Consider the following 20004-nt stretch of genomic DNA (forward strand, 5'->3'; position numbering starts at 1 on the left):
GGCATGAAGTAACCTGTACAGGTCTATAGGAAGTGTATTCGTCCGGGCATAGCGGCAAACCGGCTTCAAAACAGGTTTACTGCTACACCAGGATCGAATAGAACAAATTATACTGGTTATATTGAGCATCAGTGCCTATTTTACCTCCCATTCTATTTTCACAGTAAACTACCCGGTATGGCTTCCGTACTGATTCAATTTGCTCACCCCGCTCTGGAGAAGTCGCGGGTGAACCAACGACTCCTCGAAGCGGCCAGTGGCCTGCCTCTGGTGACTATCAACGACCTGTATGAACTCTACCCGGACTTTGACATCGACATAGACCGTGAGCAGGATCTGCTGCTTCGCCACGACTATATCCTGCTGCAGCACCCCATGTACTGGTACAGTGCCCCGGCTATCCTTAAGCAATGGATCGATCTGACGCTCGAACACGGCTGGGCCTACGGCCGACAGGGCAACGCACTGGCAGGCAAGAAAATGATGAACGTTCTGACCACGGGCGGCCGTCAGGAAGCCTACCAGGAAGCCGGTTACAACCGATTCACCGTACGCCAGTTTCTGGCCCCCTTTGAACAGACCGCCCAGTTGTGCAAGATGACGTACCTCCCTCCTTTCGTGGTGCATGGCACACACCGCATTACGGAAGAAGGCATCGTGGAATCGCTCCAACAGTACCGAACGCTGCTGGAACGGCTGACGGCCAATGAAATTGACCCGAACCATGCTATTCAGTTTGCCTACGCCAATGACCTTTTAACCGAAAAACAATCGTTATGAGCCAGTCTGTCTTACTACAAGCCATTGTCTACCTTGCCGCCGGTGTCGTGTTTGTCCCGATTGCCAAACGGCTGGGCCTGGGGTCCGTGCTCGGCTATCTGCTGGCAGGCATGGTCATTGGCCCGGATGGGCTGGGGCTGGTCGGAGACGAAGGGCAGGATGTTATGCACGTGGCCGAGTTTGGCGTTGTGATCATGCTGTTTCTGATCGGTCTGGAACTGGAACCCGACCTGCTCTGGAAGCTCCGCGTGCCCATTGTCGGACTCGGGGGCCTGCAGGTCGTCCTTACCACGGTGGTGGTCTGGGGTCTGGCCATGCTGACCGGATTACCCTGGCAGGCGGCCCTGGCGGTCGGCATGATCCTGGCCATGTCGTCGACGGCTATTGTGTTGCAAACCATGAACGAAAAAGGGCTGATGCAGGCCGCTTCGGGGCAGAGCACGTTTTCGGTGCTCTTGTTTCAGGACATTGCCGTGATTCCCATTCTGGCTATCTTACCCCTGCTGGCTACGTATCCGGTTGCGGACCCGGCCGAGGGAGGTGCTCACGATTCGCTGATGGCCGGTCTGCCCGGCTGGTTACAAACCCTGGCGGTGCTGGGGGCCGTGCTGGCCGTCGTGATGCTGGGCCGGTTTGTGATGCGTCCGGTTTTCCGGGTTATTGCCGGCACCGGGCTGCGGGAGGTATTTATTGCGTCGGCTCTGCTGCTGGTGGGCGGGGTTGCCCTGCTGATGGAGTCGGTAGGCCTTAGTCCGGCCCTGGGTGCGTTCGTATCAGGGGTTGTGCTCGCCAATAGTGAATACAAACACGAACTGGAAAGCGACATTGATCCGTTCCGGGGGCTGCTGCTGGGGCTTTTCTTCATCTCCGTCGGCTCTTCGATTGACTTCGGACTCATCCAGGAAAACCCACTGCTGGTGGTTGGGGTCGTATTAGGCATGATGACACTGAAAGCTATCGTGCTGGCCATGCTGGGACGGCGCTTCAAGCTAAGTACGGATCAGAATTTGATTTTTTCGCTGGCCCTCTCGCAGGTTGGTGAGTTTGCGTTCGTGCTGTTGTCGTTCTCCCTGCAAAACGGCATTCTGGACACGCGGACGGTTGGGTTACTGACGGCGGCCGTAGCCCTCAGCATGGCCCTGACCCCAATAGTCTTTCTGGTAAACGAAAAACTGTTGCTGCCCCGCATCGGTACGACCGCCCAGGACAAGAAAGCGTCGGATCAGTTTTCGGCCTCCAATCCAGTCATCGTGGCCGGTTTCGGGCGGTACGGCAACATCGTCGGGCGGTTCCTGCGGGCCAATGGCATCGGCACCACCGTCCTGGATTTCGACTCCGATCGGGTAGATATCCTCCGCAAAATCGGCATCAAGGTCTACTACGGCGATGCGTCGCGGTATGACCTGCTGAAATCGGCGGGGGCTGAAGAAGCGAAAGTGATCATAATTGCCCTCGACTCCCCCGAAAAGTCGCTGGAACTGGTCGAGACGATCAAGAAGCATTTCCCGCATCTGCAAATCCTGGTACGTGCCCGCGACCGCGACGATGCCTACGAGTTCATGGATGCGGGCATTGACCACGTTTACCGCGAAACGCTGGATTCGTCGCTGCGGACGGGGGTGGATGCCATGCGGCTGCTGGGCTTACGGGCCTATCATGCCGAGCGGTCGGCGCGGCTCTTCCGCAAGCACGACGAGGAAGCGCTGACCGAACTGGCGGCTGTTCGCCACGACCAGAAACAGTACTTCAGCACCGCCCGCCGACGTATCCGCGATCTGGAACAACTCATCAGCTCGGACGAGACCGATCGCTGGCTGCGGGAAGTCGAAGAAGGCTGGGATGCGGAATCGCTGCGCCGGGAAGCCAATCAGCAGGGGTATTGATACGAAGGTTTGCCCTCACCCCAACCCCTCTCCCGGAACAGGGAGAGGGGTTGGGGTGAGGGCTCAATTCCGCTTCTAGGTAGGTCGTTAGCGGGCGAACAATTTTTGCAGCACCCACGCAATACCCACCACCGCCAGGCACCCGATGACGTTGAGCCACAGGAACGCGGTAAGGTTGAGATACCAGCTTAGAATAACAAGACCTTCGGCAACTACCGCGGCCCAGAACGTAGCGCGTCCGCCGATGGATTTAACGTAGAAGGCCACGACAAATACGCCCAGAATGACACCGTAGAACAGCGATCCGAGAATGTTCACCGCTTCGATCAGGCTGCCGAACTGATTGGCAAACAACGCAACAATTACGCAGAAAATCCCCCAGCCGATGGTAGCCCAGCGCGACACCTGGACGTAGTGGGCATCGCTCTCTCCCTTCATAAGCTGGCGGTACACGTCAACGACCGTCGTTGACGCCAGTGAGTTATAGGCTGCGGCAATCGACCCCATCGACGCCACGAAGATCACGGCGATGATCAGGCCGATCAGGCCGTGGGGCAGGTAATCGAGCACGAACCGCAGGAAGATGTAGTTCACGTCGTTGGTGTCGGCCACCGGGTTGTTCTTCCTGATCAGCCCGACTACGTCGGCCTTGACGGCTTTGAGCGATTCGTCGGTTTCGCGGAGCATCGTCGCAGCGGCTTCCTGCGCGGCTTCGTCGTCGGCCTGGAGGGCCACCTGCATGTCCATTACCGCCCGCTGGCGCTGCGCCGACAGGTTCTGGTGCTTGATCTGCGCCAATTGGTACTCCCGGGCGTACGGACTTTGCTCCAGCCGTTCGGTTTCCTGCTGGTTGAAAAACAGGGGCGACGGATTGAACTGATAGAACACGAACACCAGCACCCCAACCAGCACGATCAGGAACTGCATCGGCACTTTCAGGAGCCCATTCATCAGCAGCCCCAGCCGGCTCTGACCTATGGAGTTGCCCGTCAGGTAGCGCCCCACCTGCGACTGGTCCGTACCGAAATACGACAGTTGCAGAAAGAACCCGCCGATCAGACCCGACCAGATGTTGTACCGGCTGTTCGGGTCAAATTGCAGATCGATCAGGTTCATACGGCCCGCCTTACCCGCTACGTGCAGGGCGTCGACGAACCCGACGTTATCGGGCAGCATCCGGACGGTCAGGTAGCCCGCCAGTGCCATGCCCAGCGTAACGACCGCCATCTGTTGCAGGTGCGTATGCGAAATGGCTTTAGTCCCGCCCAGCACTGTGTAGATCAGCACGATGCTGCCCATGATCAGGTTCGTGATGTAGATGTTCCAGCCCAGCAGCGTCGACAGTACGATGGCCGGCGCGTAGATCGACAGGCCCGTCGATAACCCACGTTGCAGCAGAAACAGCCCGGCTGTCAGCGTCCGGACGCGCGTATCGAATCGATTTTCCAGAAACTCGTAGGCTGTAAAAACTTTCAGGCGGTGAAAAATCGGCACGAACGTAACCGACAAGACCACCATCGCCAGCGGCAGGCCAAAGTAAAACTGCACGAACCGCATGCCGTCGGTGAAGCCCTGACCCGGCGCCGACAGAAACGTAACGGCGCTGGCCTGCGTGGCCATGACCGACAGCCCGACATGATACCACGGCAGCGACTGCCCAGCCAGCAGATAATCATCCATACTGCGGCTGCCCCGGCTTCGGATAACGCCGTAGATAATTACCGCCAGTAACGTAACAAGTAAAACGCCCCAATCCAGCCCACTCATGAAAACCAGACCATCAAGCCGTAAAACAAGAAAATTTCGGCCACTAAGGCACCAATGACGATGGCGTAAAGCTGAGGCCAGGTACGCACGAAGGGAGGTAAATCAGAAGACGTATCAGTCATAGAATAGGTGGGTTTACCAATATAACGGCGAAAATAGGGGAAAACCGTGTATGCATACGTAAACTATGTGTTTATGGCCCAAATACCGTTTTTTCTTTGAATTGGCTTATTGATGGTATAGCTTGCCTACCCATTACTCAATACAAAAAACATGCAAACCGAGTCAGCTTCATCGCCAGAAAAGCAACTTTTCGACCTAACCAATAAAGTAGCCATCATTACCGGGGCCAGCAAAGGCATCGGCGAGGATATCGCCCGGCTCTATGCCCGCTTCGGTGCGAAGGTGGTTGTCAGCAGCCGGAAGCAGGATGCCTGCGATGCGCTGGCCAGCGACATCAGAGCGCAGGGGGGCGACGCCACGGGCATTGCAGCCCACGTCGGTGATATGGAGCAACTGAAGCAACTGGTTGATAAAACCATTGAGGTGTACGGCGGCATCGACATTCTGGTCAACAACGCGGCTTCGAACCCCGTATTCGGCCCGGCCCTCGACTGCGACGGTGGCGCTTTTGATAAAATCATGCAGGCCAACGTCAAGGCCCCGTTTGAACTGAGCAAGCTGGTTTACCCCAGCATGAAAGCGCGGGGCGGTGGGAGTGTGATCATGATGAGCAGCATCGCCGGTCACACGCCCGATCCGGGGCTGGGCATCTACAGCGTCAGTAAGGCATCGCTGAATATGCTGACGAAGGTTCTGGCGAAAGAATGGGGACCCGACGGTATCCGCGTCAACGCGATCTGCCCCGGCCTGATCAAGACGAAGTTCAGCCAGGCACTCTGGCAAAACGACCAGATTCTCTCACACTTCACCGACCGGCTGCCGATTGCCCGTATGGGTACCACCGACGAAGTGAGCCCGCTGGCCCTGTTTCTGGCGTCGTCGGCCTCATCGTACTGCACCGGTAGTCTGTTTTATGTTGACGGGGGGACGGTGATTTAGGAAGGTGCCTGTTTATACTGCGACTTACCCGGAACCGGTACCCCAAACCCCTGAAGGGGCTTAGCGCTGCTAATTTCACGGGGCCATGGTAAGCAGCGCTAAGCCCCTTCAGGGGTTTGGGATAAGTCGCGAGGGCAGTATTATTTAAACAGCAACGGCGCAAACTCGTGGAGGCATCGGCGCCAGGTGTGCCATTCGTGGTAGGTGCCGGGCGATTCGTAATACGTGGACTTTATACCCAGATCACCCAGCTTCTTGCAGGCATCAGCGGCCATCTCGACAAACCGTTTTTCTTCGCTTCCTGCGCCGAACCAGAGCACCTTGACCTTGTTATTAAATGCCTTCGCGTCGGCAAACGCACCGTTGAAGGCCGTTTTCGGGTCGGCGAGCATATCCCCGAAAATGGCCCCGCTGAAAAAGCCGTAGTGCGAGAACAAATCAACGTGCTTCATTCCAATCAGCATGGTTTGCAGCCCACCCATCGACAGCCCCGCCATTGCCCGGTTCTCCCGGCCCGGCAGTGTCCGATAGGCCGTTTCCATTGTCGGTATAATCTCCTTGAGGTAGACCTGCTCCAGCGTAGCCGCCCGTTTGACCATGTCGCCGGGGGTGTTGGCGGGCGCTTCGTTCGGAACCAGCGCGTAGCCGTTGTCCATGACCACGATCATGGGCGTGGCCTTCTTTTCGGCGATCAGGTTATCCAGAATGGCGCTCATGTGCCCCTGCAATGACCAGCCCCGTTCGTTCTCACCGGCTCCGTGCAGCAGGTACAGAATGGGATACCGTTTCTTCGGGTTCTCGTCGTAGCCGGGCGGGGTGTAGACGAACGCCCGACGCCACTTGCTGGTAATGTTGGATTGATACCAGTGTTCGCGCACGCTGCCATGCGGCACAGCTTTGAGCAGGTGAAAATCCTCGTTCGGCGTCGGAATTTCGATGCCGCTCGTCGGACGGCCGTACCCGAGGTACGCATCGCTGCCGGGGTCGTTCACCCGGACGCCATCGACAATAAACCAGTAATAGTGGAAGCCCGGCCCCGCCGACGGAATCGTGCCGTTCCAATTCCCCTCGGCATCCTTAACCAAGTCCAGCGGGTCTTTCTGCAAGCCATCGCCCCCCTGCACCTGTACTTTTGTGGCGTCGGGTGCTTTCAGGCGGACACTCACCCGCGCGTCGGCGGAGATTTTGGGGTATTCGGCACCCGACAGATTTGAACTGGCCGGCTGAAAATCACCAGTAGCCGATTGGGCCCAACCCAGCGCCGGTAGTAATCCCAGCAGCAACAGCGGCCGGGCAAACAAGCGTATGTTCATAGCGTGTGATACGTAACAGGACATCACGACGGAAAGTAACTGCGTCTACCGTTCTACTTTCTACCGGCAGGTTTTCCTGGTTGTGGATGTTTGGCAGGCGTGGTCCCGGTCCGCACGGTACGTCTGACCGGGACCACGCCTGCCAACCTGCCCCGGGCGTTTTCTGGCGGTCAGACGTACCGTACTGACCTCCAGAAACCACTGGTTTAGTGCGGTCAGGTTCCAAACCTGACCAGCGAGGTTTCGTAAACCTCGTGTATTCTGCTTAACGTAGTGTTGAGCATTACGTCTGGCCGCGGCAGAAGGTTGGCCAGGGGTGGTCTGTACGGTACGTCTGACCACCCCTGGGCCAACCTTCAACAACGCCGGTCTTCAGCCGTTTTGGCCTGGCTATGGTCTGTACGGTACGTCTGACCACAGTCAGGCCGAAACGACACTTGTAACAATGTCAATCAATCGCATTGGTCGTCGCAGGGGGAGCGGTCTGTACGGTACGTCTGACCGCTCCCCCTGCGACGACCAATGCAAAGAAGCCTTGCCGACTGCACCAATTTTTTATGTATGTTAGGCCGGTAATCACACACGAAACGCATGGGCCTTTTCGATTTCATCCGCAACGAACTCATTGAAGTCATTGACTGGGTCGACAATTCGACCGATACGGTCATCTGGAAGTTTCCCGACAACGGCAACAACATCAAATACGGCGCTCAGCTCACCGTCCGGGAGTCGCAGGTGGCGGTGTTCATGAACGAAGGGCAGATTGCCGACGTCTACCCGCCCGGCCGCTACGAACTGACGACCCAGAACATGCCGATCATGACCACGCTGCGGTCGTGGAAGTTCGGCTTCGAGTCGCCGTTCAAAGTCGATATCTACTTCGTGTCGACGAAGCAGTTTACCAACCTGAAATGGGGCACGCAGAACCCGATCATCGTCCGCGACCCGGAGTTTAAGCAGGTACGGGTGCGGGCCTTTGGCGTGTTCTCCCTGCGCGTCACCGATGGCGGTAAGTTCATCAGGGAGTTTGCCGGTACGACACCCATTGTCCGCATCGCCGACGTAGAAGACCAACTCCGCACGGCCATCGTCAGCAAGTTTTCGGATACGGTCGCCGAAGCCAACGTATCGATTCTGGACCTGGCCCGTAATTACCAGGAACTGGGCGAAAAGCTGCGGCCAATGTTACAGGACGATTTCACGGCTTACGGGCTGGAACTGACCCGCTTCTACATTGAGAACACCAGCCTGCCGCCCGAAGTCGAAGCGTTCCTGGACAAGACGACGCAGATGAACATGGTCGGCGACATGGCGCGGTTCCAGCAGTTTCAGGCGGGTATGGCCCTCGAAGACGCGGCCGAAAACGGCGGTGCGGCCGGAACGGCTATCCTAATGGGCGGCCTGGGCAACTTCATGAACAACGCCAATGCGCCACAACCCGCAGCCGCCCCCAAGGAAGACAAAGCGCAGGTGCTGGAACTGCTCAAGCAGCTCGGCGAACTGAAAGCAGCCGGGGTGCTGACCGACGAGGAATTTACGGCGAAAAAAGCGGAGCTATTGGCGAGATTGTAAGTTTGGCCACAGATTCCACTGATTTACGCAGATAAATAACTAGTATTTTTGATAGTAACGTGAGTTTTGGATAAAGCATAGACCAATTAGCTCTCTATCAGTGATTTGCGTTTTTTATATTTTGTCATCCCGACGTCAGGAGGGATCTTCGGACGCCAGATGGTATCCAACTTTTTCCGAAGATCCCTCCTGACGTCGGGATGACAAAAATGCGCCTTGAAAGCTACAGAATTATTTACAACTCACGTTGATAATAAGTGTGCTCTGCGTCATCTACACGAGCCGCCGATGCGGTTCCATCGACCAATGACCCCACCCGACCTCACCGACGTTATTAAAGCGCCCTGCCGTAACTGCGGGGCACAACTCCACTTTTCGGCCGACAAGCAAAAACTGGCCTGTTCGCATTGCGGTAATACCGAGGACATCCCGTTCGCAAAAACCAAACTGGTTGAGAATCCGCTCACGTACCGCTTTGAGAACCAGCAGTTGCCCAGCGCCCCAACGGAAGAAAAGCGGTTGTTCACCTGCGGCAACTGCGGGGCCAAAACGCAGGTCAACCTCGACACACCGACCATCACCTGTGCGTTCTGCGGCTCCAGAAACGTGAATCCCGACGCGCAGAAAACCCGACTGATTGAACCGGCCGGGGTACTGCCGTTCCGCATCTCGCGGGCCGGGGCCACCGAACGCTTTAAGTCGTGGGTGGGCAGCGACTGGCTGGCCCCCTCGGACCTGAAAGCCGGGGCTATGCTCGATCAGCTCCACGGCATCTACATCCCCTACTGGACGTTCGATGCGCAGGCCTCTTCCAACTGGGAGGGCCAGGCCGGCTACTATTACTACGTACCGGTGGAGGTTCGGGACGCCAACGGCCGGGTCGTTACGCAGCAGCAACGGCGCGTCCGCTGGGAATACCGGTCGGGCAGCCACTCCGCCTTTTACGACGACGTCCTGACGATGGCCTCGCGGCAGTTGTCGACGCAGGAAGGTACGGTGCAGGAAGTGAGCCGCTACGAGATGAACGACGTAGTGGACTACGATCCGCGTTTTCTGCTGGGCTGGGAAGCCGAGGTCTACAGCATCGACCTGCCCGAAAGCGCTCAGAAAGCCGAAGCGTTGATCCGTGACCGCGAGATGAACGCCTGCGCGGCCGAGCTGGGGGGCGACACGCAACAGGGCCTGCAGGTAGACACGCGCCTGACGAACCAGACGTTCAAGCACCTGCTGCTGCCCCTCTGGATATGCGCTTACACGTACAACGGCAAGCTCTACCGCTTCATGGTCAACGGCCAGACGGGCCAGGTAGCCGGCCAACGCCCAAAATCCGCGTGGAAGATCGCGCTGCTGATCGGCGGGTTTATCCTGCTGGTAGCGCTAATTTACTGGTTCACGCAGAAGCGGTAAGGCGTTCTGTCTACGCTAACAATAAAAATATATACTACGCTTAATAAATTCCCGTACGTAACTCTTTGCAGAAGTTTGGCAACTTGTTTATGATTGTTGATCGGTTTGAGCTATTCGAAAAGAAGCTTCAGGATTGAAGTAACACTAAACTACAACGTACTGAACTTTAGTTGAATATGGTTTAGTGAATTCGCTTACAATATTATGTTGGGTGCAAGTCTGTGCCGTTTTGTCAAGGCGGGTTTCGTGCGACAAATTGAACACCCCGCGTGGGTAGGTTTGGGCTTCAAATTCGGGGTTCCGGCTGACAGGCCAACCGCCCCGCAAGAGCAGATTTAGGTTCAGAGACGGATTTCGGGCGACAAAGAACAATCTTACACAAATTGTAACTTTCCACTATATTACCAACATAAAAGCCCGCAACAGTTTAGCGACGTAACGGGCTTAGATGAACTATGAAGCAAGAGATTTGTCCAAAAATACGAGAAAACTACCCGTTATACAAAACGCTGGTCGAGAAACATAAGAAACTTGAGGCTCAGCAGATTGTATTAGGCGAAAAGCCTAATAATAAAAAATGGCGAACCAAAGAGGAACTTCTTAACCATGATTCAAGAGAAGAGGTTATATTCAATGCAGAGAAACAGACGTATGGATTTAAGTATGGACTACGGCTGTTTGTCAAGGAGTTGCACGATCAGCCTGTGTTTTATTTTGATTCCGACGGCCCCAGCCATGACAACAGCGACGGAAAGACAAAACTTCTTGAAACACGAATAAAAACCCCTCACATTAATTTTTATGATGAAATGGGGGTTAAGAAAGCCCGAAGAAATCAGTTCATTGAAGAAAATGAAGTCGTCTTGCAAAGCGACATAAATATAGGGATGCACTTATTCTGTGAAGAAGCCAACATTAACAAAGGTGGCAAAATCCCTGATATTTCATCGGACTTGCATCTGCTTCCTCTGACTCAGAAAACAGAACATGACGTACACGAAGGTGTTGATTTTTTAAATGAAAACTGAGCTAACAGACCTCTTCCAACAGGTCAAATCTGATTTTTGTAATCTTATGGATTACAAACTTAGGGGCAACACACTCGAAATTATTACGGGCGTGAGTACCCTAACAAATCACTATGTCTCAGTATTCGTTAGCTTACAATCGGGCACTTACATTATATCCGATGGAGGATGGATTGATAAAGGCTTTTACGACAATATTATCTCATCCGAAGATGAGGACGTTTTCCAACGTGTGGAAACACAGTTTCAGGCTCACTTTGACATTAGACAAACGAAGCATAGAGATGGGACTAGGTATTACTTCAAAGCTGTAGAAAATCCTGAACTGATTTCCGTAATGGTCAGAGATGTTAGCCAATACGTCTCCGCGATTGTAAATAGTCAGGCTATTGCCTTCAACGAAGCCAAAGAGACCTCACAACGTGCTACGTTTTATCAGGATGTCAATACATATTTAAGGGAACATTATGGTAGCGATATTCTTGAACTCAATGGTTCTTTAAAGCGACATGGGGAAGAATTGGCCGCAATTCGTTTCAATGCTATTATTCGGAGACCAACCACTACTCACTTAGTGATGTATGTTACAGGCTACACAGCCCCTCTTTTTGTAAAAGATGCTTGTGAAGCAACCGTGAATTTTCAGATTGCGAAGAAGGACATACGAGTGAGTCGAAGTGGCATATTTCAAAGGTCTGCTATTGTGAATACAATGGCGAATGGATTCGTGCCAGTAAAAGTAAATGAGTATCTGGCGAATCTGGAAAAGGAATTAGAGCATCCGCTGATTTCGTATCACTCTGACAAATCCAAAATACTGGAACAAATACCTGAGCGTGTGGCGGCATAGGTTTTCGCTCCGCGTGGGCCAGTTCCGTGCGACAGGTGGCCGCCGGGTATGCAACGTTTACAACCCAACCATGCATGTGTGTAAATGTGCGCTACGCGCTCATCATCACATGGGGACGTTAGGTGAACAGGCCAAGCCGTTACTGGCGGGACGGGTTCCGGGCGACAAAGCGAACGCCCCGGCAGTTGACATTTATACTTGCATTTCCGAATTGGTGCTGACAGATCGTACGCTCTTTAATAATTACCTATCATTTATAGATTAATCAATGAAAAAATCTAAGCAAAAACCAAAGAGCAGATCAATAGCTGAATTGGAAAGGCTAAAACAAATTCTGCTTTCAGGCAAAGCTCCTTCCAAAGCAGTTCCAGCCAAGAGAAAAAAGTTAAAAAGGACACCAGTGAAAAAATTTTTCATTTACACTCCTATTGACCAACCACTGTCTGAAAAAGTCAATGAAATCAAAGCTAGAAACCAGGAAGCTCAAAAAACTTCATCCATGCGTGTATCGGAAAAATTAACCTCCTTTTTTATTACTGAACACGAAGAAGATACTATGCACCGAAAATGATGGTTAACTTACATATGTATGTCGCGGTTTGCTTCGTATTTGCCGTGTCGTGGGCGACAGTCAACCCGTCCCGAAGGCAGGCAAACAACCCAACAAAACTGAATGTGTAGAGACAGAGGTCCTGTCCATTATTTGAAGTAGCTTAGATACCATCAACATTCAGGGACGCTTGGTGAGCCAGTCTAAACCGCTACCGGCGGGGCGGGTTTAGAGCGACAGATTGACCGCCCTGACAGGTTGTTTTTTAATTTGCATTTTTACGTCCGTGTGACAAAGTGAACGCCAGAGTCGAGTATGGTTTATGTGGCCATTTTGCTTCCTTGTGACATTTTAACTAAATTTATATGAACTTGGTAGAGTTGGTTACAGAGTTAAAAAGGTTAAACTTCGAAATTGAGGTGCTGAAAAACATTTTTTCAGAGATCGATGCTGACAATGATGAGTCAAAAATTAAAGTAGGTTCGAGAGTTCTTATTAAGTGGGGACATGGTGGTGAAACTAAAGGGCGAGTTGTTGGAATTAGAAAAAGCGATGGTGCTTTTTATGTTCATCGAGATGGATACGTAGGAACTATTGGCTTAGGAATCAACAAGCCAGGACTATCAGAACATACTCTTGAAAATTTGTCTGTAGGTGCTTACAGAAAATTAGATCAGAGACTATGGCATTCTCAAATTAGAGTTTCTGAAATTCAAGATTCAATAAAAGAGATAGTAGGCATGAATGATGATCAGTTTGATCAATTCTGCCGTAATTTAAAGTAAGACATCAGATAATCGCTAGAGTGGTCGGGGTCCCAGCGACAGGCAGCATGTCCCGAAAGCAGACTAACAGCCCGACGTAGCTAAGTGTGCAAAGGCATTAGGTACGTTCGTTTTGGCTATCTTGCTTACTCACCATCAACACTTGGGGGCGTTGGGTACGGGTCCACAAATTAGCTAGCAAGGCGGGTTACGTTTGTCAGGAGCGGGTTTCGACTGATTCGCTATACGTCTAGAGGTGCGGCATTAGGGATTTATTTCCGGGTTACGGGCGATAAAGTGAACGCCAAGACAGTGAGGTTTAGAGCTTGTATCTACGGGTTCCAAATGACAAAGCGTTTTCCTTAACAGACCAAATTAGTATTTATACATAATATGCTATGAAGTCTTTTGATCCACGATCTTTAATTGGAGTAGCATTAGGATTTGCAATCGCCTATTTACTGGATGGATATGCTTCTACTATTCCTTGTAGTGCTTTCGGCTATTTTTTAGCCAAAGCTTGGTTTGTCGATGATAATTCAAAGAGATTCATTTATCTGCTGTACGGCGTTGGAGCTTTCATTGTGGCATTTATTGGGGTATTGCTGTATCATATACATTGGGGAGTTCCTGTCTTTTTCGCTTTGCTCATTGTAAGCATTGGAGTTGCAACTATGTGTCCTAAATGCGGTGTTTGGTGGAAGCGGAGACTCGTCAAGGAGGATTATTTAGGTAGCACTATTCACCAAACAACAAGTTCAGAAAACAGACCGGCTTACGATAATCGAGGAATTGAAGTTGGTCGCGTTAATATTGATGTCCCTAAATTCAGTACTCGTAATAACTATTTGAAAAATTACTGCTGTACTAAATGCGGGCATACATGGAGCAAAAGTGTAACGAGATAACAAGCGGCTTTGTGCTTTGTTGTTCGCTCCGCGTGGGTGGCTCTTGGGCGACAAGTTCAACGTTCCTCATAGGCAAGTAAAACAGATGAGGTTTGCCTCTCTTCTCGACACTACTGCATCTTTTATGGCCGATATTTTTGATAGAAACGGAAACAAGATTGGAGAAATTAATGATCCTGGTAGTTCGCCAGGAGGATGTTTGAGTATTGTATGTTTCATCGGTTTCGTCTTTTCTAGTCTTGCAGGCTGGAGTATTCTTGGTGAAGGAATAAGTTTTCACACTCGTACAGGGTATGGATTAATTGCACTTGCTGTGTTACTTCTTTTTGGATTCTTTTATTCTTTGAAGAAAAACATATAGAGCCGGTTATGGGCGACGGACTGCACGGATCCAAGGAAGCGATTCAGCCAAACTATACTGAATGTGTCAAATGCAGCGGCTACATGCGTTCAGTAAAATAGCTTGCAGGCCATCAACATTCAGGGGTATTCGGCACAATGACAAGCAACTATCCGGCCTCAAATAACAAAGTTGTCAATAACACCCAATTACCTCCCCCTCAACACCCGCTCCAGTTCCTTGCCCAACAAAACATATCCCGCTGCATTAGGGTGTAGGCCGTCGGAGAAAAGCTGTTCGTTGAGGGTGCCGTTTTTCAGCAGCAAGCGTTTACCAATGTCCTGATAGCTGACGTTCTCCGACCGGGCCATCGCCTGAATGCCTTTGTTCAGCCCGGCTACGCGCCCTTCCTGCTCACGGCGGGGGTAAATGCCCAGCAACGTAATGCGGGCGTTCGGCTGCCGGAGCCGGATGGCCTGCACCAGAAACCGAAGCCCCTGTACGATCTCGTCGTCGGTGTTCAGATGGAGGTTGTTCGTGCCGATGTTCAGGACAATCTGCTCGGGCGAGATACCATCCAGTTCGTCGTGGTACACCCGCCATAATACGTTCTCGATTCGGTCCCAGCCAAAGCCGAAATTACGTACCTGCAGCGGCTCCAGGTACGTCTGCCAGGAGTCGGCCCCTACGATGCGGTTGTTCAGGGGTTTGCCGCCCCAGTTGTGCGTGATCGAGTTGCCGATAAATACGACCCTGGTTGGCTCCGTCTGGTTGAGTGTCAGCATCGCGTTGTGCCGTTCTTCCCAGTTGTAGCTGCCGGGCTCCCGGTTCTGTCGGGTCGGAATTTGCGTCCTGATCGTACCGACGGGCTGTTGCAGGATCTCGCGTAGCTTCTTCTCATACGCGTCGGCGTAGCGCATCATGCCGAGATCGTTGGGATGGGTACCGTCCAGCATACAGTCGAGGTCCATGCCAATGTCGGCGATGGTCAGGCGGTAAAGCCCCGGTACGTTCTCGGCGGTCAGTTGCCGGTAGGCTTCGGCCAGATCCTGGTTCGCCTGTTCGAACAGCGGTTGCCGGTGGGGCATCAGATACCCTTCGGTGTAGCCGTCGTGGTCGGTCAGCAGAATGGGCGTATTCGGGTGTCTGGCCCGTATCGCCCTGACCGACTCGACAATGCGTTTCTGCAACTCCGCGCGGCTTACAACGGTCTCGATCAGGTTCGGCAGACAGTCGAGCACAAACACCTTCGCGTCGATCTCATTGACCAGATTGACCACTTCGTTCTCCAGTCGACCGTTGCCCGAAAAGCCGAGGTTGATCACCGTCCGGTCCAGCTTCCGGGCCAGGATGTTGGGCCAGGCCATACCGGGGCGCGAGGCACAGGCCCCCTGGGCGATGGATGTACCGTAGACGACAATTGGCTTTTCGGCCCGCTGCGGCAATACCGTAAAGCGACTGCCGGCCGGAACGCCAATCTCCAGATTCCGCACCCCGTTGTACAGGGGCAGGTACAGGCGGTATTCGCGGCCAAGCTGGTGGTACGTATCGTTGGGCTTAAGCTGCGCGAAGGTATACTGAACCGAATCCCGGAAACTGTATTTACCGGCCGCCTGGTGCCACGTACCGTCGCTGTCGATGCCGTACAGGTCTACCCCACTGACACCCGTAGCGGGCATGTGCGGCAGGGCTACCGCGCCCGTGACCTTATAGCGAACGATGATCTCGGGCGCGTTGCTGACGAACCTGATGGAAAGCCCCGCCGTTTGCCGCGACAGATCCCAGACCGGTTTCCGAACCAATCCCTTCGCCCGGGGCGGCAGCCGCTGGAGGGTGTCCTGCATTTCGGTCGGCCACGCCTGCCCGTCGATAACCGGAAAGGAACTATCGGCGGGCTTCCACCAGGTATAGCCGGTGATTGTCTGGGCCGACACGGCCGAGGTCACCATGCAGAAAAGGAATGAAATGAGGCAGGTCGTTACGGGGTTTGGTTTAGGCATAATGGGTTTGTCCTTGAATCGGAATTTTGCTTACCTTTCAATATTCCGCAAACGGCTGTACAATACCAACCGCCGACCACCAACTCATGCCAATAAAAACGCCCCGAAACGCCTGTACGTATCTATCCTATACCCTACGCCTTGCTTTTTGTCTGCTCCTGGTTAGTGGCTACCCACCTACACTAGGTCAGGCGCAATCCCGACCCGCTACGTCACCAGCCGCCAAATTTGAGCTGCTGGAAGCGACGATCAGCGATATTCACCGGGCGTTTCGCAACCGAACCCTGACGAGCGAACAGTTGGTCAACGCCTACCTCGACCGTATCCGAACCTACGACCAGCCGACCAGACTCAACGCCATCATCATCGTCAATCCGGAGGCCATTGCAACGGCGCGGGCGCTGGACGCTGAGTTTCGGAAGACCGGTAAGCTACGTCCCCTGCACGGCATTCCGGTGATCGTGAAAGACAACTTCAATACGAAGGGCCTGCAAACGACGGGCGGCTCCGTGGCCCTGAAAGGCTTTGCCCCCACCGACGACGCCTGGCAGGTTCAGAAACTGCGCGAAGCGGGCGCGATCGTGCTGGCAAAATCCAACATGGCCGAATGGGCCTTCACGCCCATGCATTCGCAGAGTTCCATCGCGGGCGAAACCCGGAACCCCTACAACCTCGACTACGTACCGGCCGGGTCGAGTGGCGGAACAGCGGCTGCGGTGGCCGCCAACCTGGGAGCCGTGGGGCTGGGGTCCGATACGGGCAACTCCATTCGTGGCCCATCGTCGCACAATGCGCTGGTGGGTTTCCGAACCTCGCTGGGGCTGGTTAGCCGCTACGGCATCATTCCGCTGTACACCCGCAACGACGTGGGCGGGCCGATGTGCCGCACGGTTGAGGATGCGGTGCGGCTGCTGGAGGTCACCGCAGGCTACGACCCGAACGATCCGATTACAAAGCACAGCCAGGGCCACGTACCGAAAACCTACACCCAGTTTCTACGAAAAGACGGACTGAAGGGTGCCCGGATTGGGGTGCTCCGCCAACTGAGCGACCGGAACATTCATCCCGAAATCAAGCAGTTATTCGATCAGGCCCTTGCCGACCTGACCAAAGCGGGTGCCCAGGTCGTTGACGTAACGATTCCGGAATTTGACTCGCTTCGGGCCAACCAATGGTGCGCCGAGTTCAGGGCCGACATCGAAACGTACCTGCGGACCTTCGTCAAGCGCGATACGTTGAAAACGCTGGAGGACATCATTCGGGTGGGCGGCTACTCGGACCTCGTGCGCGACCGGCTGACGTACCAGCAAACGCATTCGGGCCGGGCCTCTCACCCGGAAATCCCCTGTGGCGACGCTTATACCGATCCGCTCCGGATTGCCTTCCGGAAAGCCGTGGAAGCCGAAATGGATCGGCTGCGCGTCGATGCGCTGATCTATCCATCGTGGAACTACCCGCCCGCCCGAATCGGCGACGATAAAGGGTATAAAGGCGACAATAGCCAGGTAGTTGCCCCAGCCACGGGCTTGCCGGCCTTTACCGTTCCGATGGGCTACACCACCGGCAACTTACCGGCGGGTCTTCAGTTTCTGGGACGGCTGTTCGATGAGCCCACCCTGATCCGGCTGACGTACGGCTACGAGCAGGCCACCCACCACCGCAAAGCCCCCAGCGGGTTCGCGGCCCTTAGCAAATGAGTATATAACTACTCTCCCCGATACCTCCGCTCAAACTCCTCGACGTAGCTGCTGCCGACGGGGATTTCCTGTTTGCCGACGAACAGCTTTGTTTTCTGGAAGGAACTGATCTTGTCGAGGGCGACGATGAAGGATTTGTGGACCCGGCAGAATCGATCGTCGGGCAATTTGGGCATGATGGTTTTGAGCGTCAGGCGGCTCAGGTACGGCCGGGGCTGGTGGGTCGTGAAAATCTTGACGTAATCTTTCAGGCCCTCTACGTACAGCACGTCGTCGTGAAAGATCCTGATTTCGCGGTACTCGGAGAAGATAAAGAAGAAGGTGCGTTCCTGGGGGTCTGACCTGGCCTGAAGCTCAGACGACGTAGAAACAGCCGGGAGAGCTTCCGGCTCAGCAACTTCGGGCGTTGGGGCAACCGGCTGCCGTAATGAAAACAGTTCGTAGGCTTTATTGGTCGCCCGCAGCAGCCGCTCGAACCGGATCGGTTTGAGCAGGTAATCGACTACGTTGAGGTCATAGCCTTCCAGCGCGTACTGCTCATAAGCGGTCGTCAGGATGACCATCGGCGGCTGCGACAGGCTCCGCAGAAACTGAATTCCGGTGAGCGTCGGCATCTGGATGTCCAGAAACAACAGATCGATTCGCTCCTGCTTCAGGGCGTTGATAGCGTCCAGCGGACTCGAAAACTGGCCTACCAGTTCCAGAAACGGAATTTTCCGTATATCATCGGCAATGATTTCTAAGGCAAAGGGCTCGTCGTCAATGGCGATGCAGCGCAACTTCGTCATGGTGTAGTTGCAGAGTTAGGATAACCCGGAACCGGTCGGCCTCGGGGTTTATCTGCAAGGTATGCCGATTTGGGTAATGTAAGGCAAGTCGCTTTTCCACGTTCAGGATGCCAATCCCCGAATCCATCGGTACGTCGTCCGGTCGGGGCTGCTCAAACATCGGGTTTTCGGCAAAAAAGGTCAACGTATCGCCCACTACCGACAGCCGAATGTCGATCTGGCTGGCCTGCTGGCTGTGCAGTCCATATTTGAAGGCGTTTTCGACAAAGGGAATGAACAGCAGGGGCTCAATATCGTAGCTGTCGATGTCTCCTTCGTGCGTGAACGTAACGGACTGGTTCGGCTTCAGGCGCATCTGCTGCAAGGCAACGTAATCAGCCAGATGGTCGAGCTCCTGCCGAAGCGGCACCTTGTCGTGCTGCGCCCGGTAGATCATGTAGCGGAGCAGTTGGGAGAGCGTCACGATGGCTTCTTCGGTCTGGTCGGATTTCTGCCGGGCCAGCCAGCGGATGTTGTTCAGCGTATTGAACAGAAAATGCGGGCTTACCTGTAGTTTGAGCATGGCCAGCTCGGCCGACACTTTCTCCAGCGTCATCTGCTGCTGGGCTTCCCGAACCCGGTCGTGGTGCTGGCTGAACGCGATCAGCGACCCGAGCAGCCCAACAAACCCGAACGACACAACGGTGCTGGTCAGCCGCCCAACATCCACGCGAATGCCCAGGATGTAATTGGCGGGGGGCGGTCCCGGCCAGTGGTGCCTCCCCTGCCCCATGCCCGCTCCGGATGGTGGCTGCGGGAAGTTGGGCGGAAAGAGATTCAGCACCAGCAAATCGATGGCCAGCACAACCCCGAAGGCCAGCAGCAACCCCAGCACAAACCGGCGGAGGTTTCGCTGCTGAAGAAAAGTGGGTGTTAAGAACCAGAGGTTTACGTAGAAGAAGACGATCAGCAGTACGTCCTCGATTACCTTGGTTACCCCAAAACTCAGCAGCACCGACCGACTCCAGACGTAGCCGGGAAACATCAGGAACGGCAACCCGATGAACACCGCCCATCCTACTACGTGCAGCCAGTTCTGGTATCGTTGGAGAAGTCTCATTGCGTGCAAGTTACGGGGTTTCCTTCATCCGATCGCCGGTTGCGTTACCCGTCTGCCGACTAACCAGGTATTTGTGTCGATGTAGTAGCCCTCCACAGACAGATCGTCTTCACCAGCAGGCCCACGGCGCGAATAGCCTTCAATATCTACACATTTCAACTACGTCTCGGCACTCATTTTCAATGATTTCCGCTTT

General features: G+C 54.1%; 17 protein-coding genes. 12 read left to right on the forward strand and 5 right to left on the reverse strand.

Going from position 1 to position 20004, the window contains the following annotated elements:
• Positions 1-177: 177 nt before the first annotated feature.
• Complete coding sequence (kefF, locus tag BN8_RS12810) at positions 178-780, forward strand: glutathione-regulated potassium-efflux system oxidoreductase KefF (protein WP_009282304.1); 603 nt, start codon at positions 178-180, stop codon at positions 778-780.
• Positions 777-2663 (forward strand): monovalent cation:proton antiporter-2 (CPA2) family protein, encoded by a 1887-nt coding sequence (locus tag BN8_RS12815; RefSeq protein ID WP_009282305.1) that lies wholly within the window; start codon positions 777-779, stop codon positions 2661-2663. The genes kefF and BN8_RS12815 overlap by 4 nt, the downstream gene beginning before the upstream one ends.
• A gap of 87 nt (positions 2664-2750) precedes the next feature.
• Here the strand turns inward: BN8_RS12815 and BN8_RS12820 are convergent, their stop codons facing one another.
• Positions 2751-4430, reverse strand: a complete 1680-nt coding sequence (locus tag BN8_RS12820) for a sodium:solute symporter family protein (RefSeq protein WP_009282306.1) — start codon at positions 4428-4430, stop codon at positions 2751-2753.
• 273 nt (positions 4431-4703) lie between these two features.
• Between BN8_RS12820 and BN8_RS12825 the strand changes: the two genes are divergently transcribed.
• Positions 4704-5492: a glucose 1-dehydrogenase gene (locus BN8_RS12825; protein ID WP_009282308.1), complete on the forward strand. Its 789-nt coding sequence runs from the start codon at positions 4704-4706 to the stop codon at positions 5490-5492.
• Between the two features lie 140 nt (positions 5493-5632).
• On the opposite strand, the gene BN8_RS12830 is transcribed toward BN8_RS12825, so the two are convergent.
• The gene (locus BN8_RS12830; RefSeq protein WP_051041039.1) at positions 5633-6805 is read right to left on the reverse strand and encodes an alpha/beta hydrolase-fold protein; all 1173 of its coding nucleotides are present in this window, start codon (positions 6803-6805) and stop codon (positions 5633-5635) included.
• Positions 6806-7396: 591 nt separating this feature from the next.
• Between BN8_RS12830 and BN8_RS12835 the strand changes: the two genes are divergently transcribed.
• The 8 genes from BN8_RS12835 to BN8_RS32865 all read left to right on the forward strand — a co-directional run bounded on the left by BN8_RS12835 (position 7397) and on the right by BN8_RS32865 (position 14245).
• Entirely contained in the window at positions 7397-8377 is a 981-nt protein-coding gene (locus tag BN8_RS12835) for an SPFH domain-containing protein (RefSeq protein WP_009282312.1), read from the forward strand.
• 306 nt (positions 8378-8683) lie between these two features.
• Positions 8684-9784, forward strand: coding sequence for a TFIIB-type zinc ribbon-containing protein (locus BN8_RS12840; protein ID WP_040005780.1), 1101 nt, complete (start codon positions 8684-8686; stop codon positions 9782-9784).
• 455 nt (positions 9785-10239) lie between these two features.
• A complete protein-coding gene (locus tag BN8_RS12845) occupies positions 10240-10812 on the forward strand; it encodes a hypothetical protein (protein WP_009282314.1) in 573 nt (190 codons plus the stop codon).
• A 46-nt stretch (positions 10813-10858) separates the two neighbouring features.
• A complete protein-coding gene (locus BN8_RS12850) occupies positions 10859-11662 on the forward strand; it encodes a hypothetical protein (protein ID WP_144051653.1) in 804 nt (267 codons plus the stop codon).
• Between the two features lie 268 nt (positions 11663-11930).
• Complete coding sequence (locus tag BN8_RS12855) at positions 11931-12233, forward strand: hypothetical protein (protein ID WP_040005781.1); 303 nt, start codon at positions 11931-11933, stop codon at positions 12231-12233.
• A 344-nt stretch (positions 12234-12577) separates the two neighbouring features.
• Positions 12578-12997 carry a tudor domain-containing protein gene (locus BN8_RS12860; protein ID WP_040005782.1) on the forward strand — a complete coding sequence of 140 codons (420 nt, stop codon included), beginning with the start codon at positions 12578-12580 and terminating at the stop codon, positions 12995-12997.
• Positions 12998-13374: 377 nt separating this feature from the next.
• Entirely contained in the window at positions 13375-13884 is a 510-nt protein-coding gene (locus tag BN8_RS32860; protein ID WP_144051654.1) for a hypothetical protein, read from the forward strand.
• A 124-nt stretch (positions 13885-14008) separates the two neighbouring features.
• Positions 14009-14245 carry a hypothetical protein gene (locus BN8_RS32865; protein WP_144051655.1) on the forward strand — a complete coding sequence of 79 codons (237 nt, stop codon included), beginning with the start codon at positions 14009-14011 and terminating at the stop codon, positions 14243-14245.
• A gap of 188 nt (positions 14246-14433) precedes the next feature.
• Here the strand turns inward: BN8_RS32865 and BN8_RS12865 are convergent, their stop codons facing one another.
• Positions 14434-16224 (reverse strand): SGNH/GDSL hydrolase family protein, encoded by a 1791-nt coding sequence (locus BN8_RS12865; RefSeq protein WP_009282316.1) that lies wholly within the window; start codon positions 16222-16224, stop codon positions 14434-14436.
• 86 nt (positions 16225-16310) lie between these two features.
• On the opposite strand from BN8_RS12865, the gene BN8_RS12870 reads away from it, so the two are divergent.
• Entirely contained in the window at positions 16311-17921 is a 1611-nt protein-coding gene (locus tag BN8_RS12870; RefSeq protein WP_009282317.1) for an amidase, read from the forward strand.
• Positions 17922-17929: 8 nt separating this feature from the next.
• Here the strand turns inward: BN8_RS12870 and BN8_RS12875 are convergent, their stop codons facing one another.
• A complete protein-coding gene (locus BN8_RS12875; RefSeq protein ID WP_009282318.1) occupies positions 17930-18709 on the reverse strand; it encodes a LytR/AlgR family response regulator transcription factor in 780 nt (259 codons plus the stop codon).
• Positions 18681-19808 (reverse strand): sensor histidine kinase, encoded by a 1128-nt coding sequence (locus BN8_RS12880; RefSeq protein ID WP_009282319.1) that lies wholly within the window; start codon positions 19806-19808, stop codon positions 18681-18683. The genes BN8_RS12875 and BN8_RS12880 overlap by 29 nt, the downstream gene beginning before the upstream one ends.
• Between the last annotated feature and the right edge of the window lie 196 nt (positions 19809-20004).

Source organism: Fibrisoma limi BUZ 3 (assembly GCF_000296815.2).
In the GTDB taxonomy this organism is placed as follows: Bacteria; Bacteroidota; Bacteroidia; order Cytophagales; family Spirosomataceae; genus Fibrisoma; species Fibrisoma limi.